Genomic DNA, 18,580 nt, shown 5'->3' on the forward strand with positions numbered 1-18,580 from the left:
GATTTTGGGCGGCCCGGAAATAAGCGTTTTTGCTGATCAGCCTTTAACAACCGAGATGTCAGGCGCATCAACCTGTTTCATGCCGACCGTGTGATAACCACAATCGACATGGTGGGTTTCGCCGGTAACACCGGTCGACAGATCAGACAGGAAGTACAGGCCGGACCCGCCAACATCATCAAGGGTGACGTTGCGACGCATCGGCGAATTGTATTCATTCCATTTCAGGATATAGCGGAAATCGCCAATACCCGAAGCCGCAAGGGTCTTCATCGGGCCGGCCGAAATCGCATTCACACGAATGCCATCCGGACCAAGGTCATTGGCAAGATATTTTACGCTGGCTTCAAGGGCCGCCTTGGCAACGCCCATGACGTTGTAATGCGGCATGACTTTTTCTGCCCCGTAATAGGACAGGGTCAGAAGCGACCCACCCGCAGACATCAGTTTTTCGGCACGCTGGGCAACAGCAGTGAACGAATAAACCGAGATATTCATCGACATGGCGAAGTTTTCAGGCGAGGTGTCGACATAGCGACCACGCAATTCGTTCTTGTCGGAATAGCCGATGGCGTGGACGACGAAGTCCAGCTTGCCCCATTTTTCCTTGAGCGTGTCAAAAACAGCGTCAATGCTGGCCGCGTCCGACACGTCACATGGCAAGACGATGTCGCTGCCGACAGATTCAGCAAGCGGACGAACACGTTTTTCGAGGGCCTCACCCTGGAAGGTAAAAGCAATTTCGGCACCGGCGGCGGCAGCGGCACGTGCAATGCCCCAAGCGATGGATTTATCGTTGGCGACGCCCATAATCAGGCCACGCTTACCGGCCATCAGGCCCGAAATGTTTTCGGTGGACAGGCTCATTTTTCCTCTCGTTCCCACGATCTCTCTCTGGCAGGTGGAGGCATTCAATCAAAGCCGCGACCGGCACAGGAGGCATTAGACATTCGGCGCATCCTACACAAAGCTAGCTCAAGGTCAATCTGGCCTGTCCTAACGTGTGCGGGCACGCTATCTTGTTGATCACGTGCAGTATAACCGGAAAATGCGTAGGGATAAGCGTTTAATGGTCGAAATTCAGAAAATGATCGCGGATCGGACCGCATTCTGGCGCTATGCCGCCATGCGTTTTGTCCATGACAAATCGGTGCAGCGCGCAGCGGGCCTGTCTTACACGACGCTTCTGGCAATGGTTCCGTTTCTTGCCGTGGCGCTGACGGTTCTTTCGGCATTTCCGGTTTTTGATCAGTTCAAAGATCAGATCATGGACGTTGTTCTGAATAACTTTCTGCCTGAAACCGGCGAACAGGTCAGCGGGTATCTGGGAAGTTTCCTTCAAAATACAGGCCAGATGACCGCTGTTGGCACCATTGTGCTTGGCCTGACCGCCGTGATGTTGCTGGGCGCGATCGAAGGGGCGATGAATGACGTCTTCCGCGTGACCAGCCCGCGCAAATTGCTGTCGCGGCTTGTGGTTTTCTGGACCTTGTTGACGGTCGGGCCGATGCTTTTGGGGCTTAGCCTGTCATTGGCGTCCTATATCTTTGCCATGCGCCATCTGGTCGGTGGCGAGGCACTGGGCCAGCAGATCGGCCAACTGACCTTTATTGCACCGTTCTTTTTGTCGGCAGCGGCCTTTTCACTGCTGTTTATCGGCATGCCAAACCGTTCTGTGGAAATCCGCGACGGGGCTGTCGGGGGCATGGTTGCCGCATTGCTGTTCGAGGCCCTTAAAAAGGGGTTCGGATTTTACGTCACCAACTTTCCGACCTATCAGACGATCTATGGGGCGGTGGCGGTGGTACCGATTTTCCTGTTGTGGATGTATCTGACCTGGATCGTCATTTTGCTCGGCGCACAGGTGGCCGCCGCACAATCGGAATGGCGTGCAGCGCGGGCAGCCGGACTGATCCCCGATCCGCGCGGGGCGGTTCCGGGACATATGGAACGGATCATTGCGGTCTTGCGTGTGCTGGAATATCTGCAACACCGTTTCCACGAAGCCGGGAAACCGCCGACCTATCGTCGCATGATGCGCGAATTGAAGCTCGGCGGGCGTGACCTTAACTGGGCGCTGGCCGCCCTGCGACGTGAAAAGCTGATTGACCGATCAGAAAGCCATCGCTGGCTGTTATCCGGGGATTTGTCACGGATCAGCCTGATGCAATTGATGACACGGCTTGGGCTGTTTCTTGATTATGACCGGTTGTTGCTGGTGCAGACCGATGGTGGCTGGCCGGTGGTGATGCGCGAACGGCTGGTCGAGTTGGAAAAGAAACGCCAGTCTGTTCTTGATATCAGTGTTGGTGAGTTGCTTGATACACCGCGCCCCGAAGACAAGGTTCCCGAACCGGTCGAAGCCGACCCGCATCAACAAAAGTCCCGTGAAATCGATCAAAAGGACATGACCGATACCATCGGCTGATCTGGGGATCGCCCGGATTTAGGCGTTGGCCTTAGGCAGTGGTTTTGTGGGTAACCGTGCCTGACGGTGCGGGGCCTGCATTCGCGACATCCGCGATATCCGCAATCCTGGAATTTTGTTGATCGGAACACAGAATATCCAAACCGGTTCGGGTATGGCTGTGCAGGATTTTATCCATAATGGCGGGGCACAGGGCATTGATCTGTGCCAACAGCCGTTCGGGCCAGCCGGTGCGCAGGTCGATCCGGTTGCGTTCAATGGCGTTGGCGATCCGGATTGCGATATCACGCGGGCGATCTTCGGATGTTGCGGTTTGCCGATGAAGCAGTCCGAGTTTCGCACTATTCATACCTGTGTGAGTAGCGCGCGGTGCGATGTGGCATACCTCGATGCCATTGCGGGCAACTTCGCGGCGCAAGGCATCACTAAATCCCTTAAGCCCGGCCTTGGCTGCGACATATCCGCTTAGATGTGCCGGGGCGATAAGGCCGGCCATTGATCCGATATTGACGATCTGACCATGGCCGCGATTGCGCATGGCGGGCAAGACCGCCTGACACAGGCGCATGGGCACCAGCAGATCCAGTGTCAGCAACGCGTCGTAATTCTGATGTTCGGCAAGATCAAACGCGTTGATCGCCGCCAGATTGACAAGAATATCCGGGGTGTTTTCGCGCAGTGACTTACAAACCGTATCGATCTGTTCCATCAGATCACCCTGTTCGGCATGGTCATGGGTCGTAACAATTGCCCCACGTGATCGCAGAACCGCAGAAAGCGGACGACCAATACCGCCGGTCGCCCCGGTCAGAAAGACGCGTTTACCATCAACCCGCATGGCGATGCCCGATCGGTCGCGCCAGAGTCATAGACAAGGGAATAAACAGATGGGCAAAATCGTTCACGGTGGCTCCGCACAGGTTGCGTTGGATGCTTTTGCATTGGATGGTTCAGCGTACGGAGACATTTTGTCCGATCGAGCTGACAGCAACCTGAAGGCAAACCAACCGTGACGATTATGGTTATGCGTCCTGCGACGCGCCATGGGGTTTTGGCGTTTGCGGCGGGGATTGCGGGGAACTCATTTCGATCTTGATCGGGGTGTCGCCGCTGCGCAAATGCAGGTCACGTTGCGGGAACGGGATTTCGATATCGTGTTCCTTGAAAGCATCCCAGACATTCAGCAGGATTTCGCTGATGATGTTGCCCCGGCCATTTTGCGGATCATCGATCCAGAACCGGATTTCCAGATCAACCGAATTATCGCCAAACCCGCGCAACAGGGTGTTCGGCCCCGGGTTTTCCAGAACGCGTTGGCACTTCGCGGCGGCTTCGTTGCACAGCTTGATTGCGAAATGCGGATCGCAGTTATAGGAAATGCCAACCGGGATTTTCAGACGCAGTTTGACGTCGGAATGGCTCCAGTTTTCGACCTGGGTGGTGATCAGGTCTTCGTTCGGGATCAGGAATTCGGTGCCGTCACGGGTGCGAACGGCGGTGTATCTGGCACCCAGCGACTGGATCCAGCCAAAGGTTTCGCCAATCGCAATGACATCGCCGGGTTTGATCGACCGGTCCAGAAGCAGAATCACACCACTGATCAGGTTGGCAACAATCCGTTGCAGGCCAAGCCCGATCCCGACACCAACCGCACCGCCAAACACGGCAAGTGCGGTTAAATCGACCCCGATGGTCGACAACGCAAACAAGACCGCAACCGAAAGCAACACAAGTTTCAGAAGCTTTGCCATCAGGACCTGAACCGACGGGGTCAGGCGGTGGACTTTCTGAATGCGCTGTTCAAACAGGCGTGATGCAAATGATGCAACCCAAAGCAATACCGCAAGTGACAGCACAGCCTTGATAATTCCGTAAACTGATACCCGGAATTCGCCGACCTGCATGGCCAGCCCGTCAAGGATTTCAATCGTCGGATCCAGCCATCCGACAATGTTCAATGCCGCCAGCCCCCAGGCAACCGCGGCAATGGTGCGCGACCACACCGGATCATTGACAATGGCAGCGGCCAGTCGAATGACGATCCAGGCATTCAGCAGGCTTGCAATCAGTCGAATGACATTGTGACGATATCCGGCCTGAACCGCGATGGCATCAAGCAGCCAGACAAACACCACCAGCAACAAGGGAAAGGCCAGATCGGGCAGAACATTGGCGAACCGCCGAAAGCCGGCATATTGCAAAAACGGTTTCCATTTTTGCAGCCGCGCCAACAGTTTTTCCAGACGCGAACGCAACAGCAATGCCGGAATGATCACCGCGACACAGGCGACAATCTGTATCAGGATCGGGATCAGCAATACATTGGCCGAAAGCCAGTTGATAGCCTGTTCAAGCCACTTTGCGTATTGGTCCGGATTGGTGAATTGTTCCATCATGCCCTGATTGCTGTTTGGTCTTTTGCCAACTGAATGGGGATCCAAAATCCTTTGATTCCATATGGTAACACGAAACCATATTTACAGTCAGATGATTGCGGTCCAGGGTCGGCGGTTGATCAGGAACAAGAAAAAAGCCGGCAAATGCCGGCTTTTGAAATGATGTTCAGCGCGTCTTGTAGGGATGCTTTTCTGACCATTCCCGGATGAAATCGATCAGTTCATCATCGCGTTCATCGGGAAGTTTCACCGTCAGATGCACATATTGATCACCGCGCTTGTTGCCGCGGTCATAGGGCGCACCCTTGCCGCGCAACCGCAATTTGGTGCCGCTATTGGCGTTGGCGGGAAGCTTCATATTGACCTTGCCGTCAATGATCGGCACTTCGATCGAGCCGCCAAGAATGGCTTCGGACAGGCTGATTGCCAGATCACAATGAATGTCATTGCCTTCGCGACGGAATGTCTTGTCCGGATGGACATGCAGCTTGATCAATGCATCACCCGGTTCGCCACCATTAATGCCGGCCATGCCCTGACCCTTGAGGCGCAAGGTCTGCTCATCCTCGCTTCCGGGCGGGATGCGGACTTCAAGACTTTTGCCACTGGCAAGATTGATGCGCTTGGTCGTTCCCAGAATGGCTTCGGCAAAATCAAGGCTCAGCTCATAGGAAATATTCGGGCCTTTAACTTTCTGGGGTTTGCGTTCCCCGCCAAAGCCGCCGAAACCGCCACCACCGCGACCGCGTCCCTTGCCGAATATCTCGTCAAAGATATCCTCGGCATTGGCACCGGAAAAGCCGAACGGATCACCATTGCCGCCGCCAAAACCGCCGGAACGTCCGCCGCCACGTGCGAACGGGCTTGTTTCGCGGCCTTCGGCATCGATTTCGCCATTGTCGAACTTCTTGCGGCGTTCGGCGTCACCCAAAAGGTGATAGGCGCTTGATACCTTTTTGAAGCGTTCCTCGATTTTAGCGTCGCCGGGATTTACATCGGGATGGAGTTCGCGCGCCAGCTTGCGATAGGCTTTCTTGATTTCTTCCTGACTGGCGTTTTTTGAAACGCCAAGCGTCTTGTAGGGATCTTGCATGTCCAGACCGGTTGTAAAAACAAAAAGCACGTTGGTTCATTATTAGATCATGATCGGTGAAATATGAACCTTATTCGCGATCAGCAAGTCCTGTTTGCATGTGTCTTTTCAGGTGTCGGAATGCGAAAAGGCGACGCCAATCAGACTGATTGCGCCGCCTTGTTCGGTGTTTTGGCCAGACGGCCAGATATTGATCAGTTCACAACCTGCCAGCTGCCATCCGGTTTGCGGCAAGCCGTGCCATAGGCGGTTTCTTCCTGGCCGCCGATCATGACAGTCTGTTGATATTCGCGGCAATATTCCTGGGTCTTGGGTTCCTGATAGGTGCGGGTCGGGGTGACCGTGCCCTGAACACCGGTATCGGGGTTCTGCCAGGTGGAAGTCTGACCTGTCGGGGTCGCTTCAAGCGTCCGCTGCGTGCTTTGCGCCATGATGGCCCGGTCCGCGTTATCAAGCGAACGGCCGACCTCGCTACCGATGAAGGCACCGGCAAGCGTACCAAGTGCGACACCGACCAACTGGCCTTTGCCTTTACCAAACTGCGATCCGGCAACCGCACCGCCAACAGCCCCAAGAAGGGTGCCAGCCGTCTGCTTCTGACCCTGGTCCTGGGCGCAGCCAGCGATAAAGGCGGTCATGACGACCGGAATTACGATATGACGGAATTTCATGTTTGTTTTGCCCATCTTGTCTTTACGGTCCCAACCGATATGCTTTGCGTATATATGTTAATCAAACGATGCGTCTGCCACCGATGTTCCGAATAAGTTGCGCAGAAAGGCAACTAATTCACTCAGCCGAAGGAATTCTTTTCCCAATGGACGAAAAAAATACGCCAAAATTTGGGCACGAACCCCATGAAGCGCCCTTTGAACAGTTTCAGTCATGGTTTGACGAGGCCAAATCTGCGGAAAAAGCCTATCCGGATGCCATGACGCTGGCGACTGCCGATGCGCAGGGGCGGCCATCAGCACGGATTGTCCTGCTTAAGGGGTTTGATCCGCGCGGGTTCGTTTTCTACACCAACTATGAAAGCCGCAAGGGCAGTCAGCTTGCCGAAAACAGCTATGCCGCGCTGTGTTTCCACTGGAAGACACTTGAAAAATGCGTCCGCATCGAGGGCAAGGTATCGAAAGTTGATGGCGCTGAATCGGATGAATATTTCGCATCCCGCCCCCGCGGCAGTCAGCTTGGCGCCTGGGCATCGATCCAGTCGCGTCCGATGAGTGGGCGCTTTGATCTGGAAAAACGGGTGGCGGAATTCACCGCCAAATTCGGCCTTGGCAAAGTGCCGCGCCCGGATCACTGGGGCGGTTTCCGTCTTGTCCCGGATCGTATTGAATTCTGGTCCGAAGGAAAATTCCGTCTGCATGACCGCAAACTTTATACCCGTGATGCCAACGATGCGGGCTGGGACATCGACAAGCTGTTCCCATAAGCCAGGCGGGCTGTAACGGATAAAACAAAACGCACAAGGTCAGATGACTTTGTGCGTTTTTCTTTGGCAAGCGTGCGCGTCCCGACAGGTCAGGCTTTGTCTTCGGGCGGGCAGAAGATTTCCTGTAAAATCACGATCACCTTCATGATGTCGGGATTGGCCAGCGAATAATAGATCGTTTGGGCTTCGCGACGGGTTTTCACCAGTCCTTCGCGGCGCAAACGTGCCAGATGCTGTGACAGGGCCGATTGTTTGATGCCCAGTTCGTTTTCCAGCGTGCCGACCGACTTTTCCTGATCCCCGAGTGAGCACAGGATCATCAGGCGCCACTCATTGCCAAGGGTTTTGAGAAATTCCGCTGCTTCGCGGACATTCTCCTGGAGTGCTTCATAATCCATTCGCCAGATGACCCATTCAAAGTTCTGTGTGTGTGTTCGTCCGATGTTGTGCTTTTGCGATTTTTAAAGGACGAAATTTTTGGTTCGATATTGAAACCGCCATCGTAATCACAACCATAGATGATACAATCATTTTATGTGTTAGGCTTAATGAAAAACGGGATCGGGCCTTTGATATGTGTAACAATGGCAATCACATAGACCGAAGTTTGATCTTGAACAAAGAAATGGGCGGCCAAAAGCTGCAAACTTGACACAGACCTGAAAAAGGCCGGGCTCGGCTTTCGGGTCGCTCGGTTATCAAACTGACTGGCGGGAGTGTGTACTATGGCAATACGAACAATTCTGGCACCGGTGGCAGGGACTGCCATTGATGAACGGGTGATGGAAACGGCCTTTCGGATGGCCAAGCGATTTGACGCCCATCTTGAGGCGCTGTTCGTTGCCGCCGAACCGCAGGACGCCATCCCGATCGTTGGCGAAGGCATGTCGGGTCTGATCATCGAAGAAATGATCCGCGCTGCTGAAAACGAAACCGAAAAACGCGAAGTCAGCGGCAAGGCATCGTTTGAGGCTGCTGTTAAGGCATCGGGTGTCGAAACATCCGATACACCATCCCGGGAAACCAAGCCGACCTGCGCCTGGCGCAAGGATAGCGGCCGCGAAGATGAAACCGTTGCCCGCCGCGGGCGGCTGTTTGATCTTGTGGTGATCGGTCGGGATCCCAAGGAAGCATCGGCGTCGCTGACCTTTGATGCCGCGCTGATGGAAACCGGGCGCCCGATCTTGGTCGCGCCGGAAGCAGCCCCGGCAACGGTCGGCGAAAAAGTCATGATCGCCTGGAATGGCGGGGTCGAAGCCGCCCGTGCCGTGACCTCGGCCATGCCGCTTTTGCGCAGTGCCAAGGAAGTGACAATCGTCAGTATCGGCGATGTCCCGTATGGCCGGGCCTGTGGCAAAGCATTGGCCGAGCAGTTCCGCTGGCATGGAGTCGAAGCCAGGGTCGTTGACAATACCGAAACGTCAAATGTGGCTAATGCCTTGATTTCCGAGGCGGAAAAATGCGGTGCGGATACGATTGTTCTGGGCGCTTACAGCCATTCGCGCTTCAAGGAGATGATCCTTGGCGGTGTGACCCAGGATATGCTGGCGAAATGCACCTTGCCGCTTTGGATTATGCACTGAGGCAACGGTCATCTTAACCATATGATTTCGCGGCGCTAACCGGCAGTTTCGCGTTCGAGAAGGACGAAAGGCGCATCTTGATGCGCCTTTTTTTGTTGCACTCGCGAACAATTCGCGACAGGGTTACGGAAATCTTACAAAGACGAAACCCCGATAAACGAGGCGTTTCGCATTGAGGAAGAGAAACGTCTGGCAGGGGAATTCCCATGTTATCATTGCGCGATGTCATTGATTTCGCAGCCATGTCCGAGGATTTGGCACATGAACTCAACAACCCGAAGGTCGGTCTTCCCGATCTTGGCGCCGTTGTTGCGGGCAAGGCCGGTCTCGCTTCGGATATATGTGGATGCGGTGCAGCGCCCTGTGCGGCAAATGATGTTGATCTCGACTAATCCTGCCGGGATGTAAGCGTTGATCGAACCCGTTTGCGGGTGATCCTATTTCGAAAACAAATCAATCTGATTGCGATCTGGGCCGGATGTTTGGGGTCCCGGTGTTTCTTCGTGCCAGGCCAGTATGTGGTCGGGCAACGGGCCCAGCATGTGACCAAGATCTTCAAAACCGATCATCGGGTCCAGCCACGGTGCGATATGATTGGGGCCGATAATCGCGGGCATTCGGTTATGAATATGGGCAATGGCGGGTGAGGGTGCGCAGGTAATGATGGTGGCTTCGCGTCCATTTTCGAGTCCTGCGAACAGAAACGGCTGATGATCGGGCAGGGTGATCCGGTTTTTGTGTTTGGCCGTGCCATCCTTGCGCCATTCATACCAGCCCGTCGCCGGGATCAGACAGCGCCGTTCAAGTAACGGGCGAAAGGTCGGCTTTTCCCGAAGGGTTTCGGCCCGCGCATTGATCATCGGGCTGTTCAGGCCGGGCACGGTCAATCCCCAGGATCGTATCGCAACTTTTTGACCGGGCAGGATGACGGCAATCGGGTCTGTCGGGCGGCGTGTGCCCGTCAGCCCTTCAAACGCGGCATCAAGGTCATCTGAAACGTCATCTCGGAGCTCATCATTGGCATTGGCCGTGCGGTTTTCATCCTGCATTGCCATACGCCGGATATCTTCCATATTCAGCCCAAGCTGAACCTGAAAAGCCCGAATGTCGCTATTAAGATCAAATCGACTGCACATATCTTTTCACCGATGCCGTGGCCCGATCATAACGGCTATTGCATGTCATGCCAAACAGCGTGACGCGGCGAAATGTGCGATGTGCTGTTAAAAAATTGATCTTTTCCGGGCTTTTGCTTCAATGGTTTGGTGTGGCAATGCTATAAGAAGGCAGTCACCCGCCAGGTCCGATCAGGGCCGGGCCGGTGAAGATGCCCCAGTCGCGAAGTGAGCAGAATAAATGACCAGTAGCGCCCCGAAAACAGTTGTCCTGACAGGTGCCAGCCGAGGCATCGGTCATGTCACGGTTGGATATTTTGCCCGGCGTGGCTGGCGCGTGATTTGCTGTTCACGTGAAGCGCCGCCGCCAAGCTGTCCGCGCGACCCGGCACAGGGGATCCACATTCGTGCCGACCTTTCCAAACCCGAAGATGTCGAATCCTTTATCGCACAGGCTAACGAAGTTCTGGGCGATGATCCGCTGCATGCGCTGGTCAATAATGCCGGGGTGTCACCAAAGACCCCCTATAAGGAACGATTGGGCTGCCTGAACGGGGATATCGGTGCCTGGCGCGACGTTTTCGAACTTAATTTCTTTACGCCGCTGACACTGGCGCGCGGTTTTGCCGCTGCTTTGCATCGTGGAAAAGGGGCGATTTGCAACATCACCTCGATCGCCGGGCATTATGTGCATCCGTTTGCCGGATCGGCCTATTCGACGTCAAAGGCGGCCCTTTCCGGGCTGACCCGTGAAATGGCGGTGGAATTTGCCGAACTGGGCGTGCGGGTCAATGCGGTGGCACCGGGCGAGATCAAGACCGACATGATTTCCCCGGAATATGAGGCACTGGTGCCGCGTATCCCGATGAACCGCATGGGAACCCCCGAAGACGTGGCGGCAGCAGTGCATTATCTGGTCGGTGATGACAGCAGTTATGTCACGGGAACCGAAATCTTTGTCACTGGCGGTCAGCATCTTTATTAGGTGTTGACATGACGGTGCACGAAGAAGGTCAAGTCATTCAGATCATGTCATAATGTCTGAACGGGGCGGGGTGCGAGCCATCTGCGTTGGCTGTGTCAAACAGCGCGGGCAAGACCTGGTGCTTGTCGTCGGGGTCTAGGCAGACGGTTTGATATCAAATGCCGGATCGTAATCGACATTGCCGGTCGGGACGTCATTGATCAGTGGCCGGGCCATGAAATATTCGTCGGGCACCCCGTCAAGCTTCAACCCGGGCAGCGGGGCAAAGCCAAACCGGCTGTAATAATTGGGTTCCCCCAATACCACACAGCCGCGTGCATCATTGGCACGCAGATGACGAATGCCGCTTTGGACAAGTTCGGAACCGATTCCCATGCCTTGCCGGTCCGGGGTAACGGCCACCGGTCCCAAACCGTACCAATCGCAATGCACCCCGTTGATACGAACGGGCGAGAAGGCAATGCAGCCGACCAGTTCGTCGTCTTCTTCGGCAATCAGTGAAAGTGTCAGATTGCCGCTTTTTCTGAGTGCATCAACAATCAGATGTTCGGTTTGTTGGCTATGAGGGGCCGTTTCAAAAGCACTGGCCAAAAGCGCATTAATTGCCGCGAAGTCTTTTTCGGTTTCTTCACGTATCAACATTTTCCGTCCCTGCCTGTGACGTTTGACCGGCTTCCTGCTGGTCTTCAGTCACGACTATAACGGGAAAATGTCTCAGGCCAACAGGCTTTTCAGCCAGTCGCGCTTTTGTTCAAGTCGTTTGACTTCCATTTCGAGCCAGCCGGTGAAATTTCCGGCCTCGTTGGAATGCTCTTCGCGAAGGGCAAGAACACGGTCAAGATCAAGTTCGCAGACATCCTGAAGGATCTCGATCTGTTCGGCGCGGATATCGTCATCAAGAAGATGCAGAAAACGCATCTTGAGCGCCATGATCAGACGGGAAAGTTCGCCCGATGTATCGCGCAGGTTGCCCTGCATCAGTTCGACGAATTTTTCATGGCCCGCTGTCGTCAGGCTCAGTTGCGCGTCGGAAAATGATCCGTTCGCGGTGTCTTCCTTGACCAGACCTTCAAGTTTCAGAAGCTGAAGCGAGCTTCCCATCATATCAAGCGACGGCCCCATGATATGGGACATGAAATGGCGCACAGAATTGGCCAGATCGGCATAGCTGATCGGTTTGTCCGAAAGGGCAAGGGTGCCAAGCGCGCAAAGTCGCAGACATTCTTTGGGAAGCAAGGTTCTATCCGAATACATGATGCGGTCCCTGTGTGACAACGGGCCCGACGTTAACGCGAACGGTTCTTAGTTGCAAGTTGGATTTTCCGTATCGAAACGGGCAACCCCTATGCAGACCTCAATATAGAGCGCGCGCGTGCGAAAGCAAATGTCGGACATCAATCACATAGCGGTACGGGCCGTCATTTTGACCGGATCACGAAAAAGGCCGGGGCAAATGCCACCGGCCTTTGTTATCTGGTCTGTCTGGTGTTTCAGGCAGCCTTGGAGATACCGAGCTGTCCCCATACCGTCAGAAGCGAGTCGATCAAATGATCAATCAGCTCGTCATCATGAAGCGGGCCGGGGGTAAAGCGCAGGCGCTCGGTGCCGCGCGGAACGGTCGGGTAATTGATCGGCTGAACATAGATGTCATGTTCAAACAACAGGCGGTCGCTGGCTTCCTTGCACATGGCGGCATCGCCAACCATCAGCGGCACGATATGGCTTGGCGCGTCCATGACCGGAAGCCCGGCTGCGCGCATCCGCTGACGCAGGGTTTCTGCACGTTCTTTCTGGGCCTGGCGTTCCGCATCGCTTTCCTTGAGATGACGGACGGAAGCAAGCGCACCTGCCGCAATGCTTGGCGGCTGGGAACTGGTAAAGATAAAGCCGTTGCCAAAGCTTCGCACGAAATCAACGATTTCGGGTTTGGCCGCGATATAGCCGCCAATCACGCCAAAGGCCTTGGCAAGCGTGCCCTGGATGATGTCGACACGGTCCATGACGCCATCGCGTTCGGCAACACCGCCGCCGCGCGGGCCATACATGCCAACCGCGTGGACTTCGTCCAGATATGAAATGGCGTTGTATTTTTCACAAAGATCAAGGATCTGGCCGATCGGGGCAATATCGCCATCCATCGAATAGACCGATTCAAAGGCAACGATCTTGGCACGTTCGGGGCCGATATCCTTCAGGATCGCTTCAAGATTTTCGACATTGTTATGTTCCCATATCCGGCGTTCGGCCTTGGAATGGCGCATGCCTTCGATCATCGAATTGTGGTTTTGCGAATCCGAAATGATCACACAATCAGGCAGCTTGGAACCAAGTGTCGACAGCGTCGTCCAGTTCGCAACATAGCCCGACGTCATCAAAAGTGCGGCTTCCTTGCCATGCAAATCGGCGAGCTCCTGCTCAAGCGCGACATGAAGATGGTTGGAGCCGGAAATGTTTCGGGTACCGCCCGCACCGCCACCCTGGCCGGTGATGGCATCCTGCATGGCGGCAAGCACCTTTGGGTGCTGTCCCATGCCAAGGTAATCGTTGGAACACCAAACAGTAATTTCACGCGGGGCGTCACCATTGCCCGGATGGTACAGGGCCTTGGGGAATTTGCCGACAATACGTTCAAGGTTGGCGAACACGCGATAGCGGCCTTCTGCTTTCAGGCCTGACAACGCGTCTTTGAAGAAGTTGTTATAATTCATCTTTGGTTCTTTCGCCTGTCTCTGTGTGACCAAGGTGGCTGGTCACAAAGCTCTGTCAGCGCCCCGACCTGATCATGGATCCGGACGATCCGTCTTTTGACCGGGGCTTGATTGTTCCCTTATCGGACATGGCAACCGATCGGGCATTGACCCTTGTCAAAAATTAAAGCGATTCCAGTTTTGTTTGGAACCGTCCGAGCAGAGAAGGTGTTTCGTCTCTCGTTTGTCGATCTTGCCCAAGAGGCGTCCCGTATCGTCAAATGCGGACGCGCCCCGTCTCAATACAGTTCCCAATTTGGGCCTATTGTCTTCATTTGGCAAGGATTTGAACGTATTTGGCCGCACAATTATATTGATTTTAGATATAGATAAAATCGATCAATTGCCCGAGTGTGCTTGATGGATTTCTATTTATCGCCCTGACGCCAAATTGTCACTTGCAGTCGTGGAACAAAAAATCCCGCGCAACCATACGTGTCGCGCGGGATTTGAATGTCATTCTGGCGGGAGCAGCCCGCTTAACGGGACGCGTGCCAGGCCGTCAGGCCGGCCTCGACCGCGTCAAACATTTCGTGGATCTGCTGTTCGGTGATGATCAGTGGCGGGCAGAAGGCAACGGTATCGCCCAAGGCACGCAGGATCACACCCTGTGCAAGGCAGGCCTCGGCAACCGCCTTGCCCGCCGCGCCATAGGGCTCGAACGGCGTTTTCGCGCATTTGTCCGCAACCAGCTCAAACGCTCCGATCAGGCCACGCCCACGGGTTTCGCCGACATGTTCGAACTTGTTCAGGTCTTTAAGCCGTTTCTGGAACGGCGACATGATGGTGCGCACATGTTCGATGATGCCGTCTTCTTCATAGATCCTGAGCGTTTCAAGCGCGACCGCTGCCGCCACCGGATGACCGGAATAGGTAAATCCGTGGCCGAATGTGCCGACCTCGTTCGAACCCTTTTTGACCGCCTGATAAATCTTGTCATTGATGAACAGGGCCGAAATCGGCTGATAGGCCGATGACAGCTGTTTGGCCACCGTGATCATGTCGGGTTTGAGGTTGAAGGTTTCAGTCGCGAACATGCGACCGGTACGGCCAAACCCGCAGATCACTTCATCGGCAATGAACAGGATGTCGTATTTTTTCAGGACGTCCTGGATCTTTTCGAAATAGGTGCGCGGCGGCACGATGACACCACCGGCCCCCATGATCGGTTCGGCGATAAATGCACCGACGGTTTCGGGGCCTTCGGCCTGGATAAGATCTTCGAGCTGTTCGGCAAGGCGGGTTGCGAAATCTTCTTCTTCTTCGCCGGGCTGTGCTTCGCGCCAGTAATGCGGTGTTTCGGTGTGAAGAATCCGGTCAATCGGAAGATCAAACAGCTTGTGGTTGCCCGGAAGACCGGTCATCGATGCCGCGGCAACGGTGACACCGTGGTAACCTTTCTTGCGCGAGATGATCTTTTTCTTTTCGGGCTGGCCGATGGCGTTGTGATAGTACCAGACCATCTTGACCGCAGAATCCGTTGCCTCCGAGCCGCTATTGGCAAAGAAGACCTTGGACATCGGCACCGGGACGATTTCCAGAAGCTTCTCGGCCAGATCAATCGCCGGGTTGGTGCTTTTGGACGCAAAGGTGTGATAATAGGGCAGGGTGTTCAACTGCTTGGTGGCGGCTTCGACCAGGCGCTTTTCGCTAAAACCGAGCGACGCACACCAAAGGCCTGCCATGCCTTCGATGATCTTGCGGCCGCTGTCATCGATGACATAAATACCGTCGCCGCCGGTAATGATATGCGGGCCGGTTTTTTCATGCGTGACCAGATTGGTATAGGGATGCAGATAGCTTGCGACATCGCGGCTTGCATCCGAATTCCCCGGGACGGTCGGATTGACGTTGGTGGCGTCGATGGTCATTTCGAACCTCTTAATTCTTGATGTGGGACCCTGAAACCCGAAAGCTGTTCATCGCACTTTAAGCTTACCGGTGTGCGGCGCAACTCTTTCCTGATCAGACCGGTCTGTTGGTGTGCGGTTCGGGTCACAAAACAACAAAACCGGTCAGATCGACTGACCGGTTTTGTGTGGTTTCTGTGTCAAACGTGATGATGGAGGATCAATGCGACATCAGAACCGGAACCGTCATGTGACGCAGAAGATGCTGGGTCACACCGCCCATCATCAGTTCACGCAGGCGCGGACGGCCATAGGCCCCGCAAATCAGCAGATCGATGCTTTCATCTGCCGCACGTGACAGCACCAGATCGCCAACACTGATACCCGACGCATTCATGGTTTCATGGCGCACCTTGATGCCGTGGCGTTCAAGACGCGCTGTCACATTCACACCGGGTACCGGCATGGTATCGCGTGCACCCTTGTTCGGGTCGGCACACAGGATAAGCGCGGATTTCGCACCTTCGAGGATCGGCATGCTGTCATTCACGGCACGGACGGCCTCGCGATAGGGTTTCCAGGCCACCATCACACGTTCGCCGATCGTATCGAAACGCCCGACATAGGGCACGACCAGAACCGGTGCGCCCGATGTCAGAATGACCTTGTCGGGCATGTCCGATGCCGAACACGGATCTGAACTTTCAGGATCATGCTGACCCATGATCGTCAAATCATGGTGACGGGCATACATGGCAGCGGTATCGGCAATTTCAGATGCCGCACAGGCTGTCTGCTGCCAGCTAAAGGCAATACCGGCTTCCTTGCAGGTGTTTTCGAAGTCCTTGCGCGCATCATTGGCGGTTTCGGCCATGGCTGCGCGCTGCTGGGAGATGATTTCCTCGGTGATCTGAACTTCCATGAAGCGCGGAATTTCGGCATAGGGCAAAAGAAACAGACCCGTAAGGTGGGCGTTCTGAGCCTTTGCAATTTTCAATGCGACCGAAAGACGTTCCTTGCACGCTGGCGAGGTGTCGATATGAACAAGAATATCCCGATACATTGGGCGATCTCCGTTGGGTGAAAGACGTGGCGCAGACCAGAGCGGTGCCAAGCCCGACAGGCCATAACGTCATGCCAACCAAGATATCGGGGTAATCGGAAGTTTTCTTTGTTCTATCTCAAATTGCAGGTCATTGAGGATAAAAGATCTTCAACCGTCAACGCCGGGCTGGGTCATCGGGATGACCTTTTCCATAGAAGGGGCGGTGTTGTTGGCGGGCGGGGTGTCCATAACCGGTTTCATCGGTTCGCTGTCCTCGATCGCAGGCATGGCAGACGATCCGGACGGGCCGGTTGAGGGCATCTGCATATTGTTGCCCGACATCATCGACAAAGTTTTGTGCAACTGCTGGGACAGTGTTCCCCAATTGGTCTGAAGTGTGGCACAGGCGGCACTGTCGCCTTCCTGAACGCAGCGTTGCGCCATGCGGTCAAGGATGCCAAGTGCTATGCGTGCCTCGTCGATCTGTTTTTGCTGAATCTGGTCAAGGGCCTTGCGATTGGCGTCTTCCATCATCACCAGATTGTCCTGGCCCTGCGGTTTTGCCGCCATGCCGGAAGGCGTCGCCGTGGCACGAGATACACCGGATGGCGCGCCCCATGGCGTGACAAGGGTTTGGGAATCGTTGGTGACAGTGACCGGTTCCTTGGCCTCAAGCAAACACCCGGACAAGGCAAGACCCATTGCAATCATGGTCAGGCATTTGGCCGTCTTGTGCGTCGACATGCGTTGCTCCTTTGACCGTCGGGCGATCGCCCGCATCGCGTCATCTGTTGTCCCGGGGCCGTCACAGTTGGTGCTATGACTTTGCTTTTGCTTGGGAGCATATTGAACGTGGTTGTTAACGCTGTCCAGTCTGCGAGGATGAACAATCCATCATTGCGATGTTTGGTGCGCCGAACACCTAAGTCTGAGCAAGATTCAGCCGAGTATCATTTTTCAAGGACTTGCTGATCCAGCGCATGGTTTCGCGGATGCGCGAAATATGGCGCAGATCAGGATGGGTCAAAACCCAAAGCCTGTTTGCAGGAACATCAGGCAGCTTTGCCAGCAATTGCAAACCGGGCCGGGCAAGATCAGCAGGCAAACAGGCAAGGCCACATCCCGCATGTGCAAGCTGCGCCATGGCAATCAGATCATCTGTTCGATGTTTGTATGGTTTGCGAATATGTTGATCGAGCCACTTGAACGTCGCGTGACCCACAAGGTTTCCTGCACCACCGATGAACCTGTGATCGAACATCGTGTCTAGCCCGTCCGGTGTGTATTTTCCTGTTGCGCCGTATATGCCCCATTCAATTGTTCGGACTTCGGTACCAACGAGATGGTCTGGCGGGTTTGCCGCAACGCGAATGGCAATATCTGCATATCGCTGTGTCATATTGAATTCCAGATTGCTGGCAAGCAATTCCACCTGAATTTCGGGCCAGCGTTGATGAAGTTTGGCGATGCAATCTGGCAAGAGAAAATATGAAAAACTGGTCGGGGCGGTTAATCGGACCAACCCGCCAAGGTCAGTATCGGCACCGGCAACATGAGTGCTGATGGTATCGAAACTATTCATGATCTGACGGGCGGGAACGAGCATTTCATTTCCCGTGTCAGTCAAGTGATATTGACCGCGTATTCGATCAAACAACCGGCTTCCTGTTTGCTCCTCCAGGGCGTGGATATGGCGAAATACCGTAGTGGTGCTTACCCGGATTTTCTGTGCTGCCTGTTCGAGATTTCCCGTTTCGACAATGGCAAGAAATGACTTGATGTAGTTCCAATCCACCGAATACTCCATTTCAAATTTGCAATTAAACACTACAAAATTGCCTGTGTATTGCAAAATTGAAATTACCTACATTGGTCGACATACGGATTTCACCTTCATATG

At 54.6% G+C, this 18,580-nt stretch carries 19 protein-coding genes; 5 read left to right on the forward strand and 14 right to left on the reverse strand.

Annotated elements, in window-relative coordinates; all coding sequences use genetic code 11:
- Nucleotides 1-36: 36 nt before the first annotated feature.
- On the reverse strand, nucleotides 37-867 hold the full coding sequence (fabI, locus tag WA429_RS09715; RefSeq protein WP_068518183.1) for an enoyl-ACP reductase FabI: 831 nt from the start codon (nucleotides 865-867) through the stop codon (nucleotides 37-39).
- Between the two features lie 202 nt (nucleotides 868-1,069).
- Here fabI and WA429_RS09720 point away from each other — a divergent pair, with 202 nt between their 5' ends.
- Nucleotides 1,070-2,428, forward strand: coding sequence for a YihY family inner membrane protein (locus WA429_RS09720; protein WP_068518182.1), 1,359 nt, complete (start codon nucleotides 1,070-1,072; stop codon nucleotides 2,426-2,428).
- Nucleotides 2,429-2,459: 31 nt separating this feature from the next.
- Here WA429_RS09720 and WA429_RS09725 read toward each other — a convergent pair whose 3' ends face one another.
- The 4 genes from WA429_RS09725 to WA429_RS09740 all read right to left on the reverse strand — a co-directional run bounded on the left by WA429_RS09725 (nucleotide 2,460) and on the right by WA429_RS09740 (nucleotide 6,588).
- Nucleotides 2,460-3,266: an SDR family NAD(P)-dependent oxidoreductase gene (locus tag WA429_RS09725; RefSeq protein WP_287465884.1), complete on the reverse strand. Its 807-nt coding sequence runs from the start codon at nucleotides 3,264-3,266 to the stop codon at nucleotides 2,460-2,462.
- Between the two features lie 184 nt (nucleotides 3,267-3,450).
- Nucleotides 3,451-4,824 (reverse strand): mechanosensitive ion channel family protein, encoded by a 1,374-nt coding sequence (locus WA429_RS09730; RefSeq protein ID WP_287465885.1) that lies wholly within the window; start codon nucleotides 4,822-4,824, stop codon nucleotides 3,451-3,453.
- A gap of 166 nt (nucleotides 4,825-4,990) precedes the next feature.
- On the reverse strand, nucleotides 4,991-5,917 hold the full coding sequence (locus WA429_RS09735; RefSeq protein WP_287465887.1) for a J domain-containing protein: 927 nt from the start codon (nucleotides 5,915-5,917) through the stop codon (nucleotides 4,991-4,993).
- A gap of 194 nt (nucleotides 5,918-6,111) precedes the next feature.
- Nucleotides 6,112-6,588, reverse strand: a complete 477-nt coding sequence (locus WA429_RS09740; protein WP_101248070.1) for an RT0821/Lpp0805 family surface protein — start codon at nucleotides 6,586-6,588, stop codon at nucleotides 6,112-6,114.
- A 146-nt stretch (nucleotides 6,589-6,734) separates the two neighbouring features.
- Between WA429_RS09740 and pdxH the strand changes: the two genes are divergently transcribed.
- Complete coding sequence (gene pdxH, locus WA429_RS09745) at nucleotides 6,735-7,355, forward strand: pyridoxamine 5'-phosphate oxidase (RefSeq protein WP_068518180.1); 621 nt, start codon at nucleotides 6,735-6,737, stop codon at nucleotides 7,353-7,355.
- Nucleotides 7,356-7,444: 89 nt separating this feature from the next.
- On the opposite strand, the gene WA429_RS09750 is transcribed toward pdxH, so the two are convergent.
- A complete protein-coding gene (locus WA429_RS09750; protein ID WP_068518179.1) occupies nucleotides 7,445-7,753 on the reverse strand; it encodes an ArsR/SmtB family transcription factor in 309 nt (102 codons plus the stop codon).
- A 327-nt stretch (nucleotides 7,754-8,080) separates the two neighbouring features.
- Between WA429_RS09750 and WA429_RS09755 the strand changes: the two genes are divergently transcribed.
- Together WA429_RS09755 and WA429_RS09760 are read left to right on the forward strand one after the other, a co-directional pair.
- A complete protein-coding gene (locus WA429_RS09755) occupies nucleotides 8,081-8,938 on the forward strand; it encodes a universal stress protein (RefSeq protein WP_287465889.1) in 858 nt (285 codons plus the stop codon).
- Nucleotides 8,939-9,144: 206 nt separating this feature from the next.
- Complete coding sequence (locus tag WA429_RS09760; protein WP_287465891.1) at nucleotides 9,145-9,330, forward strand: hypothetical protein; 186 nt, start codon at nucleotides 9,145-9,147, stop codon at nucleotides 9,328-9,330.
- A 45-nt stretch (nucleotides 9,331-9,375) separates the two neighbouring features.
- Here the strand turns inward: WA429_RS09760 and WA429_RS09765 are convergent, their stop codons facing one another.
- The gene (locus WA429_RS09765; protein ID WP_287465892.1) at nucleotides 9,376-10,074 is read right to left on the reverse strand and encodes an SOS response-associated peptidase; all 699 of its coding nucleotides are present in this window, start codon (nucleotides 10,072-10,074) and stop codon (nucleotides 9,376-9,378) included.
- Nucleotides 10,075-10,294: 220 nt separating this feature from the next.
- Here WA429_RS09765 and WA429_RS09770 point away from each other — a divergent pair, with 220 nt between their 5' ends.
- Nucleotides 10,295-11,038, forward strand: a complete 744-nt coding sequence (locus tag WA429_RS09770; protein WP_068518176.1) for an SDR family NAD(P)-dependent oxidoreductase — start codon at nucleotides 10,295-10,297, stop codon at nucleotides 11,036-11,038.
- 135 nt (nucleotides 11,039-11,173) lie between these two features.
- On the opposite strand, the gene WA429_RS09775 is transcribed toward WA429_RS09770, so the two are convergent.
- From WA429_RS09775 to WA429_RS09805, 7 genes are all read right to left on the reverse strand, one after another.
- Entirely contained in the window at nucleotides 11,174-11,680 is a 507-nt protein-coding gene (locus tag WA429_RS09775; RefSeq protein ID WP_206927310.1) for a GNAT family N-acetyltransferase, read from the reverse strand.
- 72 nt (nucleotides 11,681-11,752) lie between these two features.
- Complete coding sequence (locus WA429_RS09780; protein WP_228195861.1) at nucleotides 11,753-12,292, reverse strand: hypothetical protein; 540 nt, start codon at nucleotides 12,290-12,292, stop codon at nucleotides 11,753-11,755.
- Nucleotides 12,293-12,528: 236 nt separating this feature from the next.
- A complete protein-coding gene (gene hemA / locus WA429_RS09785) occupies nucleotides 12,529-13,746 on the reverse strand; it encodes a 5-aminolevulinate synthase (protein WP_068518173.1) in 1,218 nt (405 codons plus the stop codon).
- A gap of 518 nt (nucleotides 13,747-14,264) precedes the next feature.
- Entirely contained in the window at nucleotides 14,265-15,656 is a 1,392-nt protein-coding gene (locus WA429_RS09790) for an aspartate aminotransferase family protein (RefSeq protein WP_228195862.1), read from the reverse strand.
- Between the two features lie 199 nt (nucleotides 15,657-15,855).
- Complete coding sequence (locus WA429_RS09795; protein ID WP_287465895.1) at nucleotides 15,856-16,698, reverse strand: universal stress protein; 843 nt, start codon at nucleotides 16,696-16,698, stop codon at nucleotides 15,856-15,858.
- Nucleotides 16,699-16,848: 150 nt separating this feature from the next.
- Entirely contained in the window at nucleotides 16,849-17,424 is a 576-nt protein-coding gene (locus WA429_RS09800; RefSeq protein WP_287465896.1) for a hypothetical protein, read from the reverse strand.
- A 178-nt stretch (nucleotides 17,425-17,602) separates the two neighbouring features.
- The gene (locus WA429_RS09805; protein ID WP_287465897.1) at nucleotides 17,603-18,532 is read right to left on the reverse strand and encodes a LysR family transcriptional regulator; all 930 of its coding nucleotides are present in this window, start codon (nucleotides 18,530-18,532) and stop codon (nucleotides 17,603-17,605) included.
- Nucleotides 18,533-18,580 lie beyond the last annotated feature (48 nt).

The sequence above is a fragment of the Thalassospira sp. CH_XMU1420-2 genome, assembly GCF_037029325.1.
GTDB classification, from domain to species: domain Bacteria; phylum Pseudomonadota; class Alphaproteobacteria; order Rhodospirillales; family Thalassospiraceae; genus Thalassospira; species Thalassospira povalilytica.

Excerpts from the sequence above, each read along its gene's own strand:
- WA429_RS09795 (WP_287465895.1), bottom strand. The coding sequence starts at position 16,698 with ATGTATCGGGATATTCTTGTTCATATCGACACCTCGCCAGCGTGCAAG.
- WA429_RS09765 (WP_287465892.1), bottom strand. The coding sequence starts at position 10,074 with ATGTGCAGTCGATTTGATCTTAATAGCGACATTCGGGCTTTTCAGGTT.
- WA429_RS09800 (WP_287465896.1), bottom strand. The coding sequence starts at position 17,424 with ATGTCGACGCACAAGACGGCCAAATGCCTGACCATGATTGCAATGGGT.
- WA429_RS09750 (WP_068518179.1), bottom strand. The coding sequence starts at position 7,753 with ATGGATTATGAAGCACTCCAGGAGAATGTCCGCGAAGCAGCGGAATTT.
- WA429_RS09740 (WP_101248070.1), bottom strand. The coding sequence starts at position 6,588 with ATGAAATTCCGTCATATCGTAATTCCGGTCGTCATGACCGCCTTTATC.
- pdxH (WP_068518180.1), top strand. The coding sequence starts at position 6,735 with ATGGACGAAAAAAATACGCCAAAATTTGGGCACGAACCCCATGAAGCG.
- WA429_RS09790 (WP_228195862.1), bottom strand. The coding sequence starts at position 15,656 with ATGACCATCGACGCCACCAACGTCAATCCGACCGTCCCGGGGAATTCG.
- WA429_RS09735 (WP_287465887.1), bottom strand. The coding sequence starts at position 5,917 with ATGCAAGATCCCTACAAGACGCTTGGCGTTTCAAAAAACGCCAGTCAG.
- WA429_RS09760 (WP_287465891.1), top strand. The coding sequence starts at position 9,145 with ATGTTATCATTGCGCGATGTCATTGATTTCGCAGCCATGTCCGAGGAT.
- WA429_RS09780 (WP_228195861.1), bottom strand. The coding sequence starts at position 12,292 with ATGTATTCGGATAGAACCTTGCTTCCCAAAGAATGTCTGCGACTTTGC.
- WA429_RS09730 (WP_287465885.1), bottom strand. The coding sequence starts at position 4,824 with ATGATGGAACAATTCACCAATCCGGACCAATACGCAAAGTGGCTTGAA.
- fabI (WP_068518183.1), bottom strand. The coding sequence starts at position 867 with ATGAGCCTGTCCACCGAAAACATTTCGGGCCTGATGGCCGGTAAGCGT.
- WA429_RS09725 (WP_287465884.1), bottom strand. The coding sequence starts at position 3,266 with ATGCGGGTTGATGGTAAACGCGTCTTTCTGACCGGGGCGACCGGCGGT.
- WA429_RS09775 (WP_206927310.1), bottom strand. The coding sequence starts at position 11,680 with ATGTTGATACGTGAAGAAACCGAAAAAGACTTCGCGGCAATTAATGCG.
- WA429_RS09720 (WP_068518182.1), top strand. The coding sequence starts at position 1,070 with ATGGTCGAAATTCAGAAAATGATCGCGGATCGGACCGCATTCTGGCGC.
- hemA (WP_068518173.1), bottom strand. The coding sequence starts at position 13,746 with ATGAATTATAACAACTTCTTCAAAGACGCGTTGTCAGGCCTGAAAGCA.
- WA429_RS09770 (WP_068518176.1), top strand. The coding sequence starts at position 10,295 with ATGACCAGTAGCGCCCCGAAAACAGTTGTCCTGACAGGTGCCAGCCGA.
- WA429_RS09755 (WP_287465889.1), top strand. The coding sequence starts at position 8,081 with ATGGCAATACGAACAATTCTGGCACCGGTGGCAGGGACTGCCATTGAT.